At 66.6% G+C, this 19,615-nt stretch carries 18 protein-coding genes and 1 pseudogene; 10 read left to right on the forward strand and 9 right to left on the reverse strand.

Annotated elements, in window-relative coordinates; translation table 11 throughout:
• Positions 1-177: 177 nt before the first annotated feature.
• The 7 genes and pseudogenes from QRN53_RS21860 to QRN53_RS18220 all read left to right on the forward strand — a co-directional run bounded on the left by QRN53_RS21860 (position 178) and on the right by QRN53_RS18220 (position 7,694).
• Positions 178-1,453: pseudogene (locus QRN53_RS21860) on the forward strand (IS3 family transposase).
• A 638-nt stretch (positions 1,454-2,091) separates the two neighbouring features.
• Positions 2,092-4,218, forward strand: coding sequence for a S9 family peptidase (locus tag QRN53_RS18195; RefSeq protein WP_285245212.1), 2,127 nt, complete (start codon positions 2,092-2,094; stop codon positions 4,216-4,218).
• A gap of 159 nt (positions 4,219-4,377) precedes the next feature.
• Entirely contained in the window at positions 4,378-4,887 is a 510-nt protein-coding gene (locus QRN53_RS18200; RefSeq protein WP_285245213.1) for an amino-acid N-acetyltransferase, read from the forward strand.
• A gap of 237 nt (positions 4,888-5,124) precedes the next feature.
• On the forward strand, positions 5,125-6,126 hold the full coding sequence (dhaK, locus tag QRN53_RS18205; protein ID WP_285245214.1) for a dihydroxyacetone kinase subunit DhaK: 1,002 nt from the start codon (positions 5,125-5,127) through the stop codon (positions 6,124-6,126).
• 3 nt (positions 6,127-6,129) lie between these two features.
• A complete protein-coding gene (gene dhaL, locus QRN53_RS18210; RefSeq protein WP_285245215.1) occupies positions 6,130-6,762 on the forward strand; it encodes a dihydroxyacetone kinase subunit DhaL in 633 nt (210 codons plus the stop codon).
• Positions 6,759-7,451, forward strand: a complete 693-nt coding sequence (gene dhaM, locus QRN53_RS18215; RefSeq protein ID WP_285245216.1) for a dihydroxyacetone kinase phosphoryl donor subunit DhaM — start codon at positions 6,759-6,761, stop codon at positions 7,449-7,451. Before dhaL ends, dhaM begins: the two co-directional genes overlap by 4 nt.
• 69 nt (positions 7,452-7,520) lie before the next feature.
• A complete protein-coding gene (locus QRN53_RS18220) occupies positions 7,521-7,694 on the forward strand; it encodes a hypothetical protein (protein ID WP_285245217.1) in 174 nt (57 codons plus the stop codon).
• Positions 7,695-7,715: 21 nt separating this feature from the next.
• Here QRN53_RS18220 and QRN53_RS18225 read toward each other — a convergent pair whose 3' ends face one another.
• From QRN53_RS18225 to QRN53_RS18235, 3 genes are all read right to left on the reverse strand, one after another.
• Positions 7,716-8,198: a hypothetical protein gene (locus QRN53_RS18225; protein ID WP_285245218.1), complete on the reverse strand. Its 483-nt coding sequence runs from the start codon at positions 8,196-8,198 to the stop codon at positions 7,716-7,718.
• 79 nt (positions 8,199-8,277) lie between these two features.
• Positions 8,278-8,709, reverse strand: a complete 432-nt coding sequence (locus QRN53_RS18230) for a DUF3592 domain-containing protein (RefSeq protein ID WP_285245219.1) — start codon at positions 8,707-8,709, stop codon at positions 8,278-8,280.
• Between the two features lie 60 nt (positions 8,710-8,769).
• Positions 8,770-9,714: an iron-sulfur binding domain-containing protein gene (locus QRN53_RS18235; RefSeq protein ID WP_285245220.1), complete on the reverse strand. Its 945-nt coding sequence runs from the start codon at positions 9,712-9,714 to the stop codon at positions 8,770-8,772.
• A 148-nt stretch (positions 9,715-9,862) separates the two neighbouring features.
• Between QRN53_RS18235 and QRN53_RS18240 the strand changes: the two genes are divergently transcribed.
• The gene (locus QRN53_RS18240; protein ID WP_285245221.1) at positions 9,863-10,558 is read left to right on the forward strand and encodes a hypothetical protein; all 696 of its coding nucleotides are present in this window, start codon (positions 9,863-9,865) and stop codon (positions 10,556-10,558) included.
• Between the two features lie 118 nt (positions 10,559-10,676).
• Here QRN53_RS18240 and disA read toward each other — a convergent pair whose 3' ends face one another.
• The 3 genes from disA to QRN53_RS18255 form a co-directional block, all read right to left on the reverse strand.
• On the reverse strand, positions 10,677-11,753 hold the full coding sequence (gene disA / locus QRN53_RS18245) for a DNA integrity scanning diadenylate cyclase DisA (RefSeq protein ID WP_018763186.1): 1,077 nt from the start codon (positions 11,751-11,753) through the stop codon (positions 10,677-10,679).
• A 245-nt stretch (positions 11,754-11,998) separates the two neighbouring features.
• Entirely contained in the window at positions 11,999-12,502 is a 504-nt protein-coding gene (locus QRN53_RS18250; RefSeq protein ID WP_285245222.1) for a 2'-5' RNA ligase family protein, read from the reverse strand.
• A gap of 40 nt (positions 12,503-12,542) precedes the next feature.
• Positions 12,543-12,785, reverse strand: coding sequence for a hypothetical protein (locus QRN53_RS18255; RefSeq protein WP_285245223.1), 243 nt, complete (start codon positions 12,783-12,785; stop codon positions 12,543-12,545).
• Positions 12,786-12,980: 195 nt separating this feature from the next.
• Between QRN53_RS18255 and QRN53_RS18260 the strand changes: the two genes are divergently transcribed.
• Together QRN53_RS18260 and QRN53_RS18265 are read left to right on the forward strand one after the other, a co-directional pair.
• The gene (locus tag QRN53_RS18260) at positions 12,981-14,594 is read left to right on the forward strand and encodes a peptide chain release factor 3 (protein WP_285245224.1); all 1,614 of its coding nucleotides are present in this window, start codon (positions 12,981-12,983) and stop codon (positions 14,592-14,594) included.
• An 8-nt stretch (positions 14,595-14,602) separates the two neighbouring features.
• The gene (locus QRN53_RS18265; RefSeq protein ID WP_285245225.1) at positions 14,603-15,832 is read left to right on the forward strand and encodes a beta-ketoacyl-[acyl-carrier-protein] synthase family protein; all 1,230 of its coding nucleotides are present in this window, start codon (positions 14,603-14,605) and stop codon (positions 15,830-15,832) included.
• A 2-nt stretch (positions 15,833-15,834) separates the two neighbouring features.
• Here QRN53_RS18265 and QRN53_RS18270 read toward each other — a convergent pair whose 3' ends face one another.
• The 3 genes from QRN53_RS18270 to QRN53_RS18280 form a co-directional block, all read right to left on the reverse strand.
• Positions 15,835-17,439 (reverse strand): aldehyde dehydrogenase (NADP(+)), encoded by a 1,605-nt coding sequence (locus tag QRN53_RS18270; protein WP_285245226.1) that lies wholly within the window; start codon positions 17,437-17,439, stop codon positions 15,835-15,837.
• A 36-nt stretch (positions 17,440-17,475) separates the two neighbouring features.
• Entirely contained in the window at positions 17,476-18,390 is a 915-nt protein-coding gene (kdgD, locus tag QRN53_RS18275; protein ID WP_285245227.1) for a 5-dehydro-4-deoxyglucarate dehydratase, read from the reverse strand.
• A 171-nt stretch (positions 18,391-18,561) separates the two neighbouring features.
• Positions 18,562-19,446 carry a LysR family transcriptional regulator gene (locus QRN53_RS18280; RefSeq protein ID WP_285245228.1) on the reverse strand — a complete coding sequence of 295 codons (885 nt, stop codon included), beginning with the start codon at positions 19,444-19,446 and terminating at the stop codon, positions 18,562-18,564.
• Positions 19,447-19,615: the final 169 nt, after the last annotated feature.

The raw sequence follows: 19,615 nt of genomic DNA on the forward strand, positions 1-19,615 counted from the left end.
GGCCGACAAAGAACTACTTGAACGCAAAACTGCTCCCCGGAAGTCGAAACTGAATCTGAACTGCTCCCCGAAAGTTGGACTGACAAAATCAGTCCTTACTTTCGGGGAGCAGCTTTATGCAGGACAGTAGTTCGCTATCTGAGGAACAACGCGAGGCCGCGGTAGCCTTGTTCGAAATTGGTTGGGGTCCGAAGTCAGCGGCGACGAGCCTGGGGGTTCGCTCAAAGGCTGTGTACCGCATCTACAACCTTTGGAGAGTTCGCGGAGGTACGGCGCTAGTGACCAAATCCACCAAGCGGAAGTTCACGTTTGAGTTCAAGCTCGCCGCGGTGCGCCGGTTTCAGTCGGGTGAGAGTCAGGTCGCCCTGGCGAAGGAGCTCCAGCTCTCCTCACCCGATCTGATCAAGAAGTGGACACGGACATACCGCAACGAGGGTGAAGACGGGTTGCGCCCGAAATCACCGGGCCGTCCGAAGTCACTTTCCCAGGCGGCGGAGCCGGAGTCGGAGCTGCAACGGTTGCGCCGCGAGAATGAGCGCTTGCGGGCTGAGGTGGCATTCCTGGGAAAAGTAAACGCCTTGAGGGACAAGGTACAGCGTTAAAGGTCCGCGCTGTCATCGCTCTCAAGGCTGAACACCGGTTGGAAGTCCTGTTGGACGTTGCCCGCCTTCCCCGGTCCACGTTCTTTTATCACCAAGCTCGACTCCTGGCCCCTGATCCACAAGCAGACCTCAAGGCCGCCGTCGCGAGCATCTTTCAGAAGAGCTGTTCCCGGTACGGGCACCGCCGTGTCCATGTCGAACTACTCAAGCAAGGCTGGACAGTGGCCAAGAAGACCGTACTGAAGCTGATGCGCTCACTGCAGCTGGCCTGCAAAGTTCGGCGCAGGAAGCGCTACAGCTCCTACCAAGGCGAGCAAGGCGTTGTTGCACCGAACCTGTTGAAACGCCAATTCGAATCGGATGCACCGAATCAAAAATGGGTGACCGATGTAACCGAATTCAGCGTGGGCGACAGCAAACTCTACCTCTCACCGGTTATGGACCTATTCGACAGACAGATCATCTCGTACTCCCTCGGAGCTTCGCCGAATCTGGAGCTGACGAACTCGTCACTGCGCGGCGCATTGGCTATGTTGGGGGATGGGCAGAAGCCACTCGTGCACTCTGACCAGGGATTCCAATACCAGCACACCTCTTGGCGCTTACTCCTGACGAACGCTGGCGCGATCCAATCGATGTCCCGCAAAGCCAACTGCTATGACAATGCGGTCATGGAGAATTTCTTCGGCCATCTTAAGGAAGAGCTCTACCACCGCGTTCGATTCATTAACGCTGCCGCCCTGACTGCAGCTCTGCACCAATACATTCATTGGTACAACCACGAAAGAATCTCCATGCGGCTCAACGGCCTAAGCCCCGTTCAGTACCGTGCAGCGGCCAGCGCTGCGTGAATCTGCCGATAAATTCATCGTCCGGGTCCGGGCACCCGGTTGATCCCGGGGGATTTGAGCCGGTTCCTTGATCAGTCCACGTCCTTAGATCTTTCCTCCCTCAAAGATTTTGAGGCGCCGCGGGGTTCGGTTCTCAGTCCGATATGCATCACAATGATGGGCGCGAGGGCCGAACTAAAACCCACGAGGGCCCCGTTCTGCCCGCCCAAAAGAAACCCCACAAGCGCCCCTGCACAAGGCGCGATTACCGTGACTACCCATATCCATTTGGATCGCCGAGTCAAAACATCCCCCTCACACGCCAACAGCAGTCAGTGCCCTGGTGGTTGTGGCTAGCGGACTGCATGACGGCCGAGCTGCGCTGGTCCAAGGGCTCCATTAGGCAGAGCGTAGTTGACCAAAGCGCCAGTGAGAACACCCAAAAATACGCCACCTGCTCCACGACACATCGCTGAGCGCATACGACTAGGCGGCGACAGTTCCATCGCACTCAGGAAAGAACCGTCGCCGCCTAGTCGATCGCTAGCAGCTAAAGTGATGACATCGTATTTGCGAGTCCAACTTTCGGGGACCAGTTCACAAGGAGCGGCGGGGCTTTCGCGTTGTGACCGGCGGCACAAACCGTGTTGAATCGGGGCATGGCTAACTTGGAACCGGTGATCCCGGATGAGCAACCACCGACCTCCTTCCACGACCTCGACCACTATCTCTCCATCCCACGGGTAAGCGGCCTGGCCTTGAGCCCGGACGGCTCGCGGCTGGTTACCACCGTCAGCACCCTGAACGGCAAGGGCACCGAATTCGCCACGGCGCTGTGGGAGCTGGACCCCGCAGGGCAGAAACACGCCCGTCGCATCACCCGCAGCGCCAAGGGCGAAGCGGGTGCCGCCTTCGCGGCCAACGGTGACGTGTACTTCACCTCCGCACGGCCGGACCCGGACAGCCCGGACGAGGAGCCGGTCAATGCGCTCTGGATGCTTCCGGCCGACGGCGGCGAGGCCCGGGTGGTCCTCAGCCGAGCCGGCGGCATCAGCCGCATCATGACGGCCAGGGACGCCGACGCAGCCTTCGTGACGGCGGAGGTCCTGGCCGGATCCGCCGACGAAGGCGACGACGCCGAGCGGCGCAAGTCCCGGAAGGACAAGAAGGTCTCGGCCATCCTGCACAGCGAATACCCGGTCCGCTACTGGGACGCGGACCTGGGGCCGGCCCAGCCGCGCATCTTTGCGGTGGAGCCGGGGGAGGACCAGGCGCCCGGCAAGCCCGCCACGGTTGACGCCACCGCTCCCTTGGCCCTTCGCAACCTCACTCCAGACGCCGGTCCCCGGCTGCGCGAAGCGGAAACCGTGGCCAGCCCGGACGGGAAGACCATCTACAGCAGTTACACCCGGCCCCTCGCCAGGGCGGACAGCCGGTCCGCCCTGGTGGCTGTCGATGTGGCCTCGGGCGGCCTCAAGGTGCTGCTGGACCACGAGGGCATGAGCTACTTTCCGGGGCCGGTCAGCCCTGACGGCAGGACGCTCGTGGTGGTCAGCGAATCCGACTCGACCCCGCACCGGGCGCCCGAGATCAAACTGCACCTGCTCGACGTGTCCGGTGGGGCCGCCGTCGACAGCGCCGCCGGCTTGCAGCCCCTCGCCCCCGACTGGGACCGCTGGGCCAAGCCCGCGGCCTGGCTTCCAGACGGCTCGGCCATCCTTGTCACGGCTGACGACGACGGCGCCTCGCCCATTTTCCGGATCAGTGTTCCGTCCGCTGCCGCGCAGGTGGGCGTCAGCCGGGTGACGCAGGACGCCGCGGCTTATACCGACGTCGTCATCTCGCCTGAGGGGCGTCACGCCTACGCCCTCCGCAGCTCGTATGCGTTCCCTGCCGAGGCCGTGCGCATTGACCTGGCCACCGGGGAAACCACCCGCCTGCCCGCCCCGGCCGAACGCCCGGCGTACCCCGGGCGGCTCGAGCGCATCGCAGCCACCGCGTCCGACGGTTCACGCGTCCCCGCGTACCTGGCACTGCCCGAGGGTGCCTCTGCCGAGTCCCCGGCGCCGCTTCTGCTTTGGATCCACGGCGGTCCGCTGGGCTCCTGGAACGCCTGGACCTGGCGCTGGAACCCCTGGCTCCTGACGGCCAGGGGCTACGCCGTCCTGCTCCCGGATCCGGCCTTATCCACCGGGTACGGCCAGTCGTATATCCAGCGCGGCTGGGGTTCGTGGGGCAAGGCGCCGTTCACCGACCTCATGGCCGTCACGGACGCCGCCGTGGAACGCCCGGACATCGACCAGACGCGGACCGCTGCGATGGGGGGCTCCTTTGGCGGCTACATGGCCAACTGGGTGGCGGGCAACACGGACCGGTTCAAGGCGGTGGTCACCCACGCCAGCCTGTGGGCCCTGGACCAGTTTGGCCCCACCACGGATGCCTCGCAGTACTGGCTGAAGGAAATGACCGAGGAGATGGCGCGGGAGAACTCCCCGCATCTCCACGTGGAAAACATCAGCACCCCCATGCTGGTGATCCATGGCGACAAGGACTACCGCGTGCCCATCGGCGAGGGCCTGCGCCTCTGGTACGAGTTGCTGTCCAAGTCCAGGCTGGCCGCGGACGACGAGGGGCAGACGCCACACCGGTTCCTGTACTTCCCGGACGAGAACCACTGGATCCTCCAACCCCAGCACGCCAAGGTCTGGTACCAGGTGGTGGAGTGGTTCCTGGCCAGGAACGTCCTGGGCCAGGAGCGGCCCCTGCCGGCAGAACTTGGCCTCTAGTTTTCCGTCAAGAGGCACAAATCATCGCTCGATGGGAAAGACGCCGAGGTGAAGGGGGCTGGGGCATTTACGTAGCGTGCGTCCAAGCGAGGAACGAGCGAGCACGCGGGAAATGCCGCAGTCACCGAGCCGAAAGCCTTCGCCTCGTAGGATGGCTTTGTGACTGACTCCTTCCATATCCGCCCTGCCCGCACCAGCGACGTCCCGGCCATCAAGAAGCTTGTGGCGCCGTTGGCCGAGGAACGCATCCTGATGGCGAAGGAGACCGTGGCTTACTACGAGAGCCTCCAGGAGTTCCGGATCGCCGAGTCCAGCGATGGCGAAATGATCGGCTGCGGGGCGCTCCATGTCATGTGGGAGGACCTTGCCGAAATCCGCACCCTCGCAGCCTCCGGGGAATGGCGGGGCAAAGGCGTGGGGCATGTCCTGGTGGAGGACCTGTTGGAGGAGGCCCGGGCCCTCGGCGTGGCCCGGGTCTTCTGCCTTACGTTCGAGGTGGATTTCTTCAAGCGGCATGGCTTCGAAGTGATGGCCGATCAGTCGGCGGTGGACCCGGAAGTGTACTCGGAGCTCCTGCGCTCCCACGACGAAGGCGTTGCCGAATTCCTTGACCTGGCACGCGTCAAGCCGAACACCTTGGGCAACACCCGGATGATCCGCATTCTCTGAACGGCGTCCCGGCGGGGAGGCGATGACCCGTCTTTGCATTATTCGAATTGATGGATAAACTATCCACGGCCGGATATGGGGGGCCTCAGGAAAGGGACAGTCATTGGGGGCTGTCCCTTTGCTGCGTCCGGGGCCGGTGTCCGGGGAAAACGGAGACGGACGAACCTACCGCCGGCGGCAGCCCCGGTAGTAGGGTCGAAAAACACATCCTCCAGGAGCGCAGCCAGGAGCCCCGCCATGAAGAAACTCATCAACGATCCCAGATCCGTCGTCGAGGAAGCCGTCCAGGGGTTTGGCCTGGCCTACGCCGAACTCGTCACGGTCAGCGAGGACCCCACCTACATCACGCGCAAGGATGCGCCTGTGGCCGGCAAGGTGGGGCTGGTTTCCGGCGGAGGCAGCGGCCACGAGCCACTGCACGCCGGCTATGTGGGGAAAGGGATGCTCGACGCCGCCGTGCCGGGGGCCGTATTCACCTCGCCTACGCCGGACCAGATCCTTCCGGCCACCGAGGCGGTCAACTCAGGTGCCGGCGTGGTGCACATCGTCAAGAACTACACGGGCGACGTCCTGAACTTCGAGACGGCGGCCGAGCTCGCCGAGGCCGAAGGAATCAGCGTCCGCACCGTCCTGGTCAACGACGACGTCGCAGTGGAGGACTCGCTCTACACAGCCGGCAGGCGTGGAGTGGGCGGCACGGTCCTGGTGGAAAAAATCGCCGGAGCCGCAGCGGAACGCGGCGACGACCTCGATGCCGTGGCCGCCGTGGCCGAGAAGGTCAATGCCAACGTCAGGACCATGGGCGTGGCGCTGTCGGCCTGCACCGTTCCCCATGCCGGTACCCCGAGCTTCGACCTTGCCGACGACGAGATCGAAATCGGCATCGGCATCCATGGCGAGCCGGGCCGGCACAAAATCCCCATGGAAAACGCAGACAGCATCACCAACCGCCTGCTCGAACCCGTGCTTGCCGACCTGGGCATCACCGCCGGGGACAAGGTGCTGCTGTTCGTCAACGGCATGGGCGGCACCCCGCTGAGCGAGCTCTACATCGTGTACCGGCGGGCCGTCCAGGTGCTGGCCGAGGCCGGCGCCACGGTGGAGCGTTCACTGGTGGGCAACTACATCACCGCACTGGAGATGCAGGGCTGCTCCATCACGGTGCTCAGGCTCGATGACCAAATGACCGAACTGTGGGACGCTCCGGTCCACACCGCTGCCCTGCGCTGGGGAATGTAAACCATGGTGCTGGATGCGGGCTGGGCCGTGAAATGGCTGACCCTCTGCGCACAGGCCATGGCCGAGCACCGGGTGGAACTGATCGAACTGGACAGGGCCATCGGCGACTCGGACCACGGCGAGAACATGGACCGGGGCTTCCAGGCTGTCCTGGCCAAGCTCGGCGAATCCACGCCGGAGACTCCCGGCGCGGCCCTGAAGATGACGGCAATGACCCTCATGTCCAAGGTTGGCGGTGCTGCCGGCCCCCTCTACGGCACCGCGTTCCTGCGCGCCGCCACTGCTGTGGGTGATGCCGCTGAGATTGAGCCCTCCACCTGGGCCGATGCGCTGGCAGCCGCCCGGGACGGGATCGTGGCGCGCGGGAAGGCGGAGCCCGGGGACAAGACGATGGTGGACGCCTGGACACCTGCGGTTGACGCTGCCCGTGCCGCCGCGGACGGCGGCAGCGCGGACCTCCTTGGCGTCCTCGTGGCGGCGGCGGAAGCTGCCGAGGCCGGTGCCGTTGCCACCGATCCGCTCATTGCCCGCAAGGGCCGCGCCAGTTACCTGGGTGAACGAAGTGCCGGGCACCGGGATCCCGGCGCCGTGTCCAGCGCCCTGATCCTCCGTGCGGCAGTCGGGGCTGCTGCGTGACCGTAAGCATCGTGGTGGTGTCCCACAGCGCAAAGATTGCCGACGGCGCCATAGAACTTGCCGCCCAGATGGCACCTGGCGTGGTGCTTCTCGCTGCCGGGGGCACCGACGACGGCAGGATCGGTACCAGCCTGGACAAAGTCCTCGCCGCCCTGGAGCAGGCCGGCGGGGATGGGGCAGTGGTCCTCACGGACCTGGGATCCGCCGTCATGACCGCCGAATCGGCACTCGAGTTCCTGGGTGATCCCGAAGGCGTCCTGTTGGCGGATGCCCCCCTGGTGGAAGGCTTGGTGGCCGCAGCGGTGGCTGCCCAGGGCGGGGCGGATGTACGGGCAGTCAAGGATGCCGCGGAGGCGGCGTTGGGGCCGGCCCGCCGTCAGGAGCCGGGTTCTGCGGACGCCGCCGGTGACCGGCCGGGCGGGGGCGCGCCGCCGGACTGCACCGGCGACTTCGAACTGGTAAACCTGGCCGGCATGCACGCCCGGCCTGCGGCGAAAATGGCAGGCGGCCTGTCCTCCCTGGACGCTGAAGTGACCATCAACGGGGTGGACGGCGCCTCCATGACAGGCCTGATGACCCTGGGCGCCGGCAAGGGGTCGGTGCTGCACGTTGAAGCCTGGGGCACGGACGCCGAACGGGCCGTGAGTTACGTAAGCGCCTTGGTGCAGTCCGGCTTCGGTGAACCGTGACGCTCCAATCACGTGTTCCGCGGTGTGTTCCGGAGCCCTGCGCCCTTTCCTGGCAATAAGCTCAATGCCATGGAACGGCCGCTTGCAGACAACTCCCCGGATATCGAAGTGCTGGACGGCCAGATCTCCGTGGAGGAGTTGCTCGCGGAACTTGGGTTCGAATGGAGCGCTGAACCGGTGGACAGCGGTGCTTCGCCCGATGCCTCGGCAGGCGAACCCTTCAGCCAGCCGGCACTCTTCTAGCCGTTCTTCCAGTCGCGGGGCTCAGGCCCGCGGATGCAGCCCCGAGCTGTCCAGCGTGACCGATGCCGAAACGAACTTCCCGCATTGCTTCCCGAAGGGATAAGCCGCCTGCGGGTGGAATTCGAGGGTCCGCGCGGGCAATGCGGAGCCGTCGGTGGCGGTGCCGGAGGCCGTGAGGACCATGGGTGATTCCGTCAAGGTATCCAGCATGAGCATCCCCACAGCGGTGCCGTCGGGCGAGGCCGTGGCGGAGCAGGTTTCAGCGGCGCAGCCCTGATCGACCGGGGTGCTGCCGGGACGCAGTTCCAGGTCCCCCTCCTTGCACGAACCGTCCTGGCAGGCGCGAAGATGCAGGCTGCCGACCCGGGGAGCGTAGTCCGGTGTGATGGTGACCGCGACGGCGGTGGCCTGTGCGATTGCCGGGCAGGCGACAGGGGCGGGTTCGCACGCAGGCAGGAACACCGTGGTGGTGATCAAAGCCAAGAGGAGCCCGGGCCTGCCCATGCTTTCAGGCTAAGTCCGCAGGGTGCATCGCAGCGCGGTGCCTGCAGGATTGGCGGCAACATCGTTACGTGCCGCTCCCTCAGCCGAGCGGGAAAATTCCGATGAACCAGAACAGGGCAATGGCAAAGACGGCGAAGAATGCGATCAGGCAGCCCATGACGGTCCGCGGCTCCGTTGACACCTGGAGCGACTCGTTGGGATCCGACGGGTTGTACGCCACCTTCAGGAACGATCCCGGCACCGGCTGCTCGGCCAGGGAGACTTCGGACTTGCCCATGAAGAGGGTGCCCTGCGGGTCCGTGAACTGGTAGGTGGGGAAGTAGCGGAGGTTCCGGTTGGAACCGCCCACGCCGCTGGTCCAGCCGGTGGCGCTCCCGGTCACCGTGGCCTGGGTCTTGGGCCAGGCCGCCATCTGCTGTTGTTGCTGCCTGGTTTTGCGCATGGAGCGCACCAGCGCCACTATGGCCGCGGCTACGAACAGTGCCCACACGATATACAGAATGATCTTCATGGCTTCCCCCGGTTCCGGTCACCAAGAAGTATGCCATCCCCGTCCGGCGTACCGGGTACGTCAGGACGGGAGCCGGTAACCGCCGTCGTGCATCTCTGCCAGTCCGTCCGCGACCAGCCCGGCCAGCGCCCGTTCCAGCTGTTCGGGTGCGGAGTTGAGCCGGTGCAGGGTGGCCAGCGGCACGCCGATGCCTTCCGGGGCAAAACCGAGGTCGGCGGGTTCGCGCTGGAACATCTCCGGTGGCACGGGTGCATCAGCCAGCCGCAGGACGGCCATGACGGCGCCGCGGACCTGCCGGTCGGTACCGTGCCAGGCCTGGCCCTTGGGAACATACGACGGCGGCGGCTCACCCGCCGCGAGCCAAGCGCAGGAGTCTTTCACCGGGCATGCGGCGCACTTGGGTGCCCGGGCCGTGCATACCAGCGCCCCCAACTCCATGACCGCAGCGTTCCAGCGCACTGAGGTCTCGTCGTCGTCCGGTAGTAGTGCCGCCGCCAGGCGCATCTCCGCCGCGGTCAGCGCTGGGGCGGGGAGGGCGGTCCCGGAGACCAGCCGTGCATGCACCCGGCGGATGTTGGTATCCACCACGGTTTCCCGGCGGCCGAACGCGAAGGCGGCAACCGCCGCGGCCGTGTAGCTGCCCACGCCGGGGAGGGCCAACAGGTCTGTGTAGGTGTCCGGGACCTTGCCGCCGTGCTCCTGGACGATTGCCGTGGCCGCGGCGTGAAGCCGCAGCGCCCGCCGGGGGTAGCCCAGCCGGCCCCAGGACCGCACCGCCTCTCCCGCGGGCTCCCCGGCCAGGCCGGCCGGGGTGGGCCAGCGTTTGAGCCACTCGTGCCAGACGGGAAGCACCCGCACCACGGGGGTCTGCTGCAGCATGATCTCGCTGACCAGCACGCCCCAGGGGGAACAGTCGGGCTCGCGCCAGGGAAGGTCGCGGGCGATGCCGGCAAACCAGCCGTTGATCCGGTGATGGAGCTGCCGCAGATCATCCGGGCCGGGCATGGCCGGGGTGGTGGAGGTGGTTTGAGTGTCGATGCCAACACTGTAGTTGATGGCTTCCGGGACGCTGAAAACCGGTTGTGACCAGAGCGATGGCGGCCCGGCGGCGTGGTGGCGGTGCAGAACCTGGGGCGTTCCCTAGCCTAGGAGGATGGGCAGGCAAGGCAATTCATCAGCACGCGGCACGGCATCCGGTTCCAGCAGCGCCCGGAAACCGAGCCCCGCCGTGTACAAGCGCCGCCGGCTGGTGGCCGGCGGGGCCCTGCTCCTGGTGATCGCCCTGGTGGTGGGCGGCTTCGCCCTGGCCGCTGCTTTCAAGGGCCGCTCCCAGCAGGCTTCCTCCACCCAACCTTCCGCCGCTGACCCGGTGGCCTCCCCGACGCCGTCCGCCGCCCCGTCCGAGACGCCCTCCGCCACTCCCTCAGCCACTCCGACGCCCACTGCCGCCGCCACACCCACGTGCGACCAGAACCTGGTGACGGTGACGGCATCAACGGACAAGGCCGCCTACGGTCCGGGGGAGAACCCGATGCTCACGCTGAAGGTCACCAACGGTGGAACCGTGCCCTGCGAAGTGAACATCGGAACCTCGCAAATGGAGTTCCTGGTCACCAGCGGCTCGGACCGGATCTTCTCCTCCAAGGACTGCCAGGCGTCAAGCGAGGACCTGGAGAAGGTCATTGCCCCGGGCGCCAGCGAAACTGCCAATTTCCCATGGGGCCGGAACCGCAGCGCCGATGGCTGCAAGGCCGTCTCGGCGGCACCGGGCGGTGGCGGGGCGTACTACGTCTTCACCGCGAAACTGGGCTCGCGCGCCAGTCCGAAAGCCGTCTTCCAGCTGAACTGACCCCACCGTCCATCGATTGCTCCGTACTTGTCGTTTTGGGGGCTGAAAACGACAAGTGCTCAGCAGTCGATGGGTTTAGTAGTGGGGTTTGCGGTGCGCGGGAGCCGGTGGGGAGTGCCTAGAGGAAGCGGTCCAGGAGGCTCGCTTCGGCCATCCGGCTCAGGCCTTCGCGGACGGTGCGGGCACGCTGGTCACCGATGCCGTCAACAGTCATGAGGTCATCAATGGTGGCGGCCATCAGGAACTGCAGGCCACCGAAATGGTCCACCAGGCGGTCGGCCACGGCTTTGGGAACAGCCTTCAGGCCGGACAGCAGCCGGTAGCCGCGCGGCTGCACGACGGCATCGAGATTGGCCTCGCCGCCGGCGAATCCCACGATCGCCGAAATTTTGCCCAGGTCGATCAATTCGGTTGGCCCCAGGTTCACCAGTTCGCTGACGGCCTTCTCGATGTCCTCCGCGGAGGCATTGGGGCTGGCGTAGTCGCGGATGATCACGTCGCTGCCGGGGCCCCGGCCCACGGTGAGCTCGTCGAGCTGGAGGGAAAGCAGCCGGCCGTCCTCACCGAGTTCCAGGACGTACTGGGAGATTTCCTCCGAGATGCGGCGGACCATTTCCTGCCGCTGCAAGGTCACGGCCACGTCCCGGACCGTCACCATCGCCTCGATTTCCAGGGCCGAGAGCGAGCTGGTGACCTGGTCCAGCCGGGCGCGGTAGCGCTCAAGGGTGGCAAGGGCCTGGTTGGCGCGGGCCAGGACGTTTTCGGACCCCTCCAGGACGTGCCGCAGGCCGTTGACGTAGAGGGCGATGATCTGCATGGACTGGCTCACTGAGATCACGGGGACGCCGGTCTGCTTGGCCACCCGTTCCGCCGTGCGGTGGCGGGTTCCGGATTCCTGCGTTTCGATGCTTGAGTCCGGGACCAGCTGGACGGCTGCCCGCAGGATGTTGCCGGCGTCCTTGTCGCAGATGATGGCGCCGTCCATCTTGGCAAGCTCGCGCAGCCGGGTGGGCGAGAACTCGATCCCGATATCGAAGCCGCCGGAGCAAATGGAGTCGATGGTCCGGTCAGAGCCCAGGACGATCAGCGCACCGGTACGCCCGCGGAGGATGCGTTCGAGGCCGTCGCGGAGGGGCGTTCCGGGGGCCACCCTGCCCAGAGTGGCCCGCAGGGATTCTTCGGGGCTCCGCGCCATAGGTAGTTCCCTTCAAAGGTGCGGACTGCCGACAGCGGGAATGCCGGCATCCGCAGTTGGCCGGCAGGATCAAAAAGTGCGCTGATTCCCGCAAGCTCAATGATAGGGGTAAGAAACGCTACTTCCGCACGGACAAGCCCCAAAGTACCCCATTAGGGGGTGCCCGGAACAGCCGGGAAAGTGGCCGCCGGGGAAGCGCCGGGGAGGGCATTTTCCCGCCCGCCGACCTGGGCGCCGGGCCCTGCTCAGGATGATCCGCTGCCCAGGGGCGTCACGGTCCTGGTGCTCCCGTCCCAGAGCCTGGCGCCCGTGCACCGGCCCTCGACACGCAAGTCCAGCAGGTCCATCGCTGTTCCGAGCTGGGGCCCGCCGATGCGGCGGGCAATGGTGACGTGCGGCGTCCAGGCCCCGGGACGCGTCAGCGGAAGCGCTCCGGACACATCACGGTGCAACGCGCGGTGCAGGTCCAGGAGGGCCGGATCCAGCAGGACCGACCGGGCAAGGACGTACTTCCCCGTCCCCGCTGGGAAAACGATAGCGCCCGAAAACGTCACGTCCAGGGGCAACTGCTCCCAGGGGCCATCCGGCCCGGCCTCCAGCCCAGCGCCTGCAGCCAGCGTGATATGCGGGCTGTTGCTGGGGGAGGAGTGCGCCGCCAGGCTCGGGAGGCCGGCGGCCGCAAGCCGTGCCCAGTCGGCCCTGACCAGGGAATCGGTGGGGCCATCGAAGACCAACTCGATGCTGCGCATGAACACATCATGCCGTTCCCGCGGCACGATGGTGGAAACTTCAGCGTTTACGCTCCCTGAGCATCCGCTCCAGGTCACTGCTGACTTTGGAGAGGGAAGCTGCCCGAAGCGCCCTGTGTTCGTCCGCCGACTGGACCCCGCGTTTCCGCGGCGCCCCGGGGTGCCGGGCCGGATCGGGCCCGGCAGTCCCGGCGGTTGCCAGGCCTGCCATGGGGTTGCTGCCGAGGCTGGTGGCCAGCGGATCGAAGAAGAGGTTGCCGGAGAAGGTGGGACCGTGCATCATCCGGCCAAGCTAGCCGGTGCGCATTTCGTGGCCTTGAACGTCCGGTTTCGCGCTCGTTAAGCGGGACGGGTCGCGTTTGCGGCCCTGCGATAAACTTGTACTTTGGCCGCTTGCCAATGACATTCCCCGCCCTTGAGTCGCAGCGCACTACCCGACAGGCCCCTGGGCAGCCATAACCGCAGCGAAAGTAGCACCGTGTCCCAAGATGTCCTGACCCCCGCCCGGATCTCCGAGATTCATAAGGAAGCGGGCCGCCGCAGGACCTTCGCTGTCATTTCGCACCCGGACGCTGGCAAGTCCACGCTCACCGAAGCGCTGGCGCTGCACGCGAAGGTCATTGGCACGGCCGGCGCCTCCAGCGGCAAGGCCAACCGCAGGGAAACGGTCTCGGACTGGATGCAGATGGAAAAGGACCGCGGCATCTCCATCAGCTCGGCGGCGTTGCAGTTCTCCTACCGCGATACCGTCATCAACCTGCTGGACACCCCCGGCCACGCCGACTTCTCCGAGGACACCTACCGCGTCCTGGCCGCCGTCGACTGTGCCGTGATGCTGGTGGACGCCGCCAAGGGCCTGGAAACCCAGACCATGAAGCTCTTCGAGGTCTGCAAGCAGCGCAACCTGCCCATCATCACCGTCATCAACAAGTGGGACCGCCCGGGCCTGGACGCCCTGGCGCTGATGGATGAAATTACCGAACGCACCGGCCTGCAGCCAATGCCGCTGACCTGGGCCGTGGGCATCTCGGGCGATTTCCGCGGCGTCTGGGACCTCCGCAACGACCGCTTCGCCCGGTTCCAGCGCAACAACGCCGGCGCCCAGATCGCCATCACGGAGTACTTCACGCCAGAGGAGGCAGCCGAAAACCAGGGCAGCAACTGGTCCGACGCCCTGGATGAAGCCGGGCTGGTCATCGAATCCAACCTTGAGTTCGACGTTGACGCCTTCCATGCGGGCAAGGCCACCCCCATCCTGTTCAGCTCTGCAGCACTCAACTTCGGCGTCAAGGAACTGCTGGACGCCCTGGTGGACTTCGCCCCGCCCGCCGCGCCCCGGCCTGACATCGACGGCACCCCCCGCGCGGTGGAAGCACCGTTCTCCGGCTTCGTGTTCAAGGTCCAGGCCGGCATGAACAAGGCACACCGCGACCATGTGGCCTTCATCCGCGTCTGCTCAGGCGTCTTCGAGCGGGGAATGGTGGTCACCCAGACCCGCACCGGCAAATCCTTCGCCACCAAGTACGCGCAGCAGGTCTTCGGCCGCGAACGCGAAGTTATCGACGAGGCCTACCCCGGGGATGTGGTTGGCCTGGTCAACGCCTCCTCCCTGCGGGTGGGCGACAGCCTGTTCCTTGAGGAACCGGTGGAATACCCGGCCATCCCGCTCTTCGCTCCGGAACACTTCCAGGTGGCGCGGTCCAAGGACCCCAGCAAGTTCAAGCAGTTCCGCCGCGGCATCGAACAGCTTGAGCATGAGGGGGTCATCCAGCTGCTCCGCTCCGACCTCCGCGGGGACCAGGCGCCGGTGCTTGCCGCCGTCGGGCCCATGCAGTTCGAGGTGGTGGAGGACCGCATGGCGCACGACTTCAGCGCCCCCATGCGCCTGGAACGCCTGCCGTACTCCCTGGCCCGGATCTCGACGGCGGATGCCATGCCCGCCCTTGCCAACGTCCCCGGCGCGGAGGTGCTCCTGCGGTCCGACGGCGAATACCTCGCCTTGTTCAACGACGTCTGGGCGCTGCGCCGGATCGAGAAGAACCACCCGGACCTGACGTTGCTGCCTATCGGCACGCACAACCCGGCGAAGTAAGGGCACCCGTGAACACTCCTGCCCTCCGCGCCGTGGTGACCGGCGCCGGCACCATCAATCCGCTCGGTTCCACCGTCAAGGACACCTGGGAGGCCTTGCTGGACGGGCGCTCCGGGATTGCGGCGCTGACGCAGGACTGGGCGGACCAGTTGCCGGTGAAGATCGCCGGGCAGGTCACCGCCGATCTTTCGGAGCACCTCAGCACCCGCGAAATGAAGCGGATGGACCGCTGCGGCCAGCTGGCACTGGTGGCGGCACGGGAGGCGTGGGCGCAGGCCGGCGCCCCGGACGTGGATCCCGAGCGCTTCGCCGTGGTGATCGGTTCCGCCTACGGTGGCCTTGGCTCCACCATCGAGCAGGACCGCACGCTGAACGAGTCCGGGCCGCGCAAGGTTTCCCCGCACACCCTCACCAGGCTCATGGTCAACGGTCCGGCCGCCTGGGTGTCCATCGACCTCGGCGCCCGCGGGGGCGCCCGGACGCCCGTCAGCGCCTGCGCGTCCGGGGCTGAGGCGATTGTCCAGGCAGCCGAGCTGATCCGCTCCGGCGCGGCCGACGTCGTGATTGCCGGCGGCGTGGACGCCTCGGTGAACGACCTCGTGATCAGCGGTTTTTCGCAGATCCGCGCCCTGTCCACGCGGGCCGGCGATCCGCAGCGCGCCTCCCGCCCGTTCGACGGCGGCCGGGACGGGTTTGTGCTCGCGGAGGGCGCCGCCGTGGTGGTGCTGGAGAGCGAGGCACACGCACGTGCCCGGGGCGCCGCACTCCTTGGTGCCGTTGCCGGGGGAGCGGTGACGTCTGACGCCAACGACATTGTGGCCGCGGATCCGGCCATGCAGCGCCGGGTCATGCAGAAGGCACTGGACTCGGCCCGGATGCAGCCGCAGGACATCGGGTTCGTCCACGCGCATGCCACCTCCACGCCCGTCGGCGACCGGCTGGAAGGCCAGGCCATCAACGCCGTCTTCGGCGCCGACGTGCCCGTCACGTCCACGAAGGGTCACACCGGCCACCTGTTGGGCGGCGCCGGTGCGCTGGCCGCCGTCGTTGTCCTCGAAGCCCTCCGGACGGGACAGCTGCCCGGGACGCTGAACGTTGAAGAGCAGGACCCCGACGTGGACCTCAACGTCGTCACCGAGAGCAGCCACCAGCTTCCGTCCGGGTATGCCCCGGCAGGACTGGTGAATGCCTTCGGCTTCGGCGGCCACAGCGTGGCCCTGGTAATAACGGGCGCGTAGGGTTACGCGCCCGCCACGGCCGACTTTTCTGCGGGGGCAACCTCGCCGTCGATGCGGCGGTTGAGGTGCCAGGGGTTGGTGTCCTGTAGGGCTTCGGGGAGCAGTTCCTGGGGCAGGTTCTGGTAGGCCACCGGGCGCAGGAAGCGGTTGATGGCCAGGGTTCCCACGGAGGTGGTGCGGGCGTCGGAAGTGGCGGGGAAGGGGCCGCCATGGACCATGGCGTGGCCTACTTCCACACCGGTCGGCCAGCTGTTGACCAGGATGCGTCCCACCTTCTGTTCGAGGACAGGCAGCAGCCGTGCGGCTTCCGGATAGTCACTTTCCGTCAGCTGCAGCGTGGCGGTGAGCTGGCCCTCGATCCGGGAAGCCGCCTGCAGCAGGTCCTCGATACCGGCGTAGCGGATCACCAGGGACGCGGCGCCGAAGATCTCCTGGTGCAGGACGTCGTTGGTGGCGAATTGCTCCACGCCAGTGCCGAAGATGGCCGGGGCGGGGGCGTTTTCGGTGGGGCCCGGGGTGCCCTGGCCGATCAGTTCGACGCCGGCCGCCGAACCGAGTGCTTCCGTTCCGGTATTCCAGGATGCGGCGATTCCCTCCGTGAGCATGGTCTGCCCGGCGCTGGCGGCGACAGCGCGTCCGATGGCGGCAGCGAGTTTGTCCCCGGCCTCGCCTGCGGGGGCGAACAGCATGCCCGGGGAGGTGCAGAGCTGGCCCGAGCTGCCAGTAACCGCGGCGACGTACTGCTGGGCGAGGGCGTCGACGTCACCTGTGAGGGCGCCTTCGAAGACGAAAACAGGGTTGACCGAGGACATTTCAGCGTAGACCGGGATGGGTTCCGGACGGCCGGCCGCCGTGCGCATCAGGGCGGTGCCGCCGGTCCGGGAACCGGTGAAACCGACGGCCTTGATGGCGGGGTCGGCAACCAGCGCCTGGCCAATGTCGGCGCCCGGACCGTAAACCAGCGAGAAGACCCCGGGGTGCAGGCCCGCGTCCTTGACGGCCTTGGCGAGGGCCTGGCCGACGAGTTCGCTGGTGCCGGGGTGGGCGTTGTGGGCTTTGAAGACCACCGGGCAGCCCGCGGCGAGGGCCGAGGCCGTGTCTCCGCCCGCCGTCGAAAAGGCCAGCGGGAAGTTGCTGGCGCCAAACACTGCCACGGGGCCCAGCGGGATCTGGCGCTGGCGGATGTCGGCCCGGGGAAGCGGCGTGCGGCCGGGGAGGGCGGGGTCGATCCGGACGCCGCGGAAATCGCCCTTGCGGACCACGCCGGCGAACAGCCGCAACTGGCCGGTGGTGCGGGCGCGCTCGCCCTGCAACCTTGCGGCCGGAAGACCCGTTTCCTGCACGGCACGGGTGATGAGTTCATCCCCGATGGCCTCGATGTTGTCCGCGATGGCTTCCAGGAATGCGGCGTGGGGTTCCGGGTCCAGGGCGCTGAAGGACGGGAACGCCGCTTTGGCTGCGGACGTGGCGGCCGTGAGCTGGTCCGCGGTGAGCAGGGAATAGGTCGGTTCCAGCGCCTGGTTGGTGGCGGGGTTGAAGCCTGTGGTGGTCTTGCCTTCGCCGGCAACCGTCCGGCCGGCGATGAGTGAATGTCCGGTGAGGGTCATGGGTTTCTCCTGTGCTGGGAGTGGTGTTCTTGAGGGTCAGGAAAGGGCGGCTATCAGGGCCTTGAGGTCCGCGAGGTCCTGCGGGGCAAGGTTCTGCAGCGGGGTGCGCACCGGCCCCGCTGAACGGCCGATTGCGTCCAGGCCGCCCTTGACGATGGACACCGAGTAGCCTTTCACGCGGTCCCGGATGTCCAGGTAGGGGATCACGAACTCGTTGAGCTTCTTGTTGACGGCGGCGCGGTCGTTGTTGCGGACGTCCTGGTAGAAGTCCAGCGCAAACTGGGGGACGAAGTTGTACATCGCGCTGGAGTAGGTGCTCATGCCGAGCTGCAGCAGCGGCAAGGCGAACGTTTCGGCGGTGGGCAGGCCGCCCAGGTAGAAGAGCCGGTCGCCGAGCTTGGCGTAGACCCGTGCGTCGTGTTCCAGGTCTCCCACGCCGTCCTTGAATCCGATCAGGTTCCGGTGCCGTTCGGCCAGCGCTGCCACGGTGGTGTCCTTGTAGATGGCGTTGGCGCGGTTGTAGATGATGACGCCCAGCGACGTTGCCCGGCATACGGCGCTGACGTGCTCCGCCAGGCCGGCCTGGTCTGCTTCGGTCAGGTACGGGGGCAGGAGCAGGATGCCTTCGGCGCCGGCGGCTTCGGCCGCCTTGGCGTTTTCGATGGCCTGGGCGGTGGACCCGCCGGCCGATGCCAGCACGGTGACCCGGGCTCCCACTTCGTCGACGGCGGTGCGCACCACCCGTTCCGATTCTGCGGGAGTGAGGGAGAAGCCTTCGCCGGTGCCACCCGCAGCGAAGAGGCCGGCCACAGGGAAGCTTGCCTGCCACGCGAGGTGCTTGCGGTAGTTCTCTTCGTCGAACTGCAGGGTCGCGTCGAAGGAGGTCACGGGAAACGAGAGCAGGCCTTCTTTGAGCTTGTCCGCCAGTTCCTGGGGTGTGTATTTTGCCACGGGGTCCTCCGGTGTGTGTGCCGCGGGCGGCAGGCTGGATGGTTCGTTCCAGCGTAGGGACCCTTTCCGATGCCTGTCCAAGTGCATTTTCGGATGCTATGATACCTTTGCGGCATGATGGACGGCCGTCCTTCCCCATGGCCGGCCCGAACGACCGGCGGGGAGGGAAGGTTACTCCATGGCGAATCCCAGGTCCCGCAGCAGCCGGGAGAGTGCCGGGTTGGTGATCCGCCGGTTCCACAAGGCATGCAGTTCCACCTGCCCTCGGTTCCCGCCCTCCAGCGGAAGGAACCCGACGCCGTGGATGCCCAGTGTGGTGGCCGAGTGCGGAACAAATGCCAGGCCGCGCTTCGCGGCCACCAGGGACACCATGGTGAGGATCTGGCTGACCGTGTGCACCACGTTGGCGTGCCGGACGGGGAACATGCGCACGACGAGGTCGTAGAAGTACCGGGCCTGGGTGGGCGAGTGCATGATCAGCGGCTCGTCGTTGAGATCGTCGGCGGTGACGGGCCGGTCCAGCAGGAAGAGCGGGTGCCCTTCGGGTACTGCCAGCACCATTGACTCCCGGTAAAGCAGGCGCGAGTCAAAGGTGGCCTGGTCGAAGGGCGGGCGGGCGAGGCCCAGGTCCAGTTCGCCGGTCAGCAGCCCCGTCAACTGCTCGCCGGTGACCAGTTCGTGCAGTTCGATGTCGACGTCCGGGATGATGCGCGACAGTTCGTCCAGTACCGGGCCCAGAATGCTGAAGCCGCTGGCTGCCGTGAAGCCGATCCGGAGGACCCCCGAACGTCCGGACGCGATCCGGCGGGCTGTTGCCGGTGCGCGCTCGGCCAGCGCCATGAGCCGGCGGGCCTCGTCCAGGAACGTCCGTCCGGCGGAGGTGAGCTCCACTTTCCGGTTGTCCCGCTCCAGGAGCTCGGCCCCGACGATCTTTTCGAGCTTTTGGATCTGCCGGCTCAGGGGAGGCTGCGTCATGTTCAGGCGTTCGGCTGCCCGGCCGAAGTGCAGTTCCTCTGCTACGGCGATGAAACCGGCCAACTGGTCGAACGTGAACATGATGCCTTCCGGGTATCAAGTGCTGAGTGACTTAGCTTAGCCGGGCATCATGGCCGCCTGGGTCGCCGCGAACCGGGGGACTGGCCCGGGACGGTTGGCGCACTCCCCGAAACGGCCCCTAGGTGTACTCAGTCAGTAGGTTGGTTGCACCTGCTGATGGGTGGTTTGC

This window comes from Pseudarthrobacter sp. fls2-241-R2A-127, from assembly GCF_030209355.1.
In the GTDB taxonomy this organism is placed as follows: domain Bacteria; phylum Actinomycetota; class Actinomycetes; order Actinomycetales; family Micrococcaceae; genus Arthrobacter.

Excerpts from the sequence above, each read along its gene's own strand:
- QRN53_RS18195 (WP_285245212.1), top strand. The coding sequence starts at position 2,092 with ATGGCTAACTTGGAACCGGTGATCCCGGATGAGCAACCACCGACCTCC.
- dhaK (WP_285245214.1), top strand. The coding sequence starts at position 5,125 with ATGAAGAAACTCATCAACGATCCCAGATCCGTCGTCGAGGAAGCCGTC.
- dhaL (WP_285245215.1), top strand. The coding sequence starts at position 6,130 with ATGGTGCTGGATGCGGGCTGGGCCGTGAAATGGCTGACCCTCTGCGCA.
- QRN53_RS18220 (WP_285245217.1), top strand. The coding sequence starts at position 7,521 with ATGGAACGGCCGCTTGCAGACAACTCCCCGGATATCGAAGTGCTGGAC.
- QRN53_RS18225 (WP_285245218.1), bottom strand. The coding sequence starts at position 8,198 with ATGGGCAGGCCCGGGCTCCTCTTGGCTTTGATCACCACCACGGTGTTC.
- QRN53_RS18230 (WP_285245219.1), bottom strand. The coding sequence starts at position 8,709 with ATGAAGATCATTCTGTATATCGTGTGGGCACTGTTCGTAGCCGCGGCC.
- QRN53_RS18235 (WP_285245220.1), bottom strand. The coding sequence starts at position 9,714 with ATGCCCGGCCCGGATGATCTGCGGCAGCTCCATCACCGGATCAACGGC.
- QRN53_RS18240 (WP_285245221.1), top strand. The coding sequence starts at position 9,863 with ATGGGCAGGCAAGGCAATTCATCAGCACGCGGCACGGCATCCGGTTCC.
- disA (WP_018763186.1), bottom strand. The coding sequence starts at position 11,753 with ATGGCGCGGAGCCCCGAAGAATCCCTGCGGGCCACTCTGGGCAGGGTG.
- QRN53_RS18250 (WP_285245222.1), bottom strand. The coding sequence starts at position 12,502 with ATGCGCAGCATCGAGTTGGTCTTCGATGGCCCCACCGATTCCCTGGTC.
- QRN53_RS18255 (WP_285245223.1), bottom strand. The coding sequence starts at position 12,785 with ATGATGCACGGTCCCACCTTCTCCGGCAACCTCTTCTTCGATCCGCTG.
- QRN53_RS18270 (WP_285245226.1), bottom strand. The coding sequence starts at position 17,439 with ATGACCCTCACCGGACATTCACTCATCGCCGGCCGGACGGTTGCCGGC.
- QRN53_RS18280 (WP_285245228.1), bottom strand. The coding sequence starts at position 19,446 with ATGTTCACGTTCGACCAGTTGGCCGGTTTCATCGCCGTAGCAGAGGAA.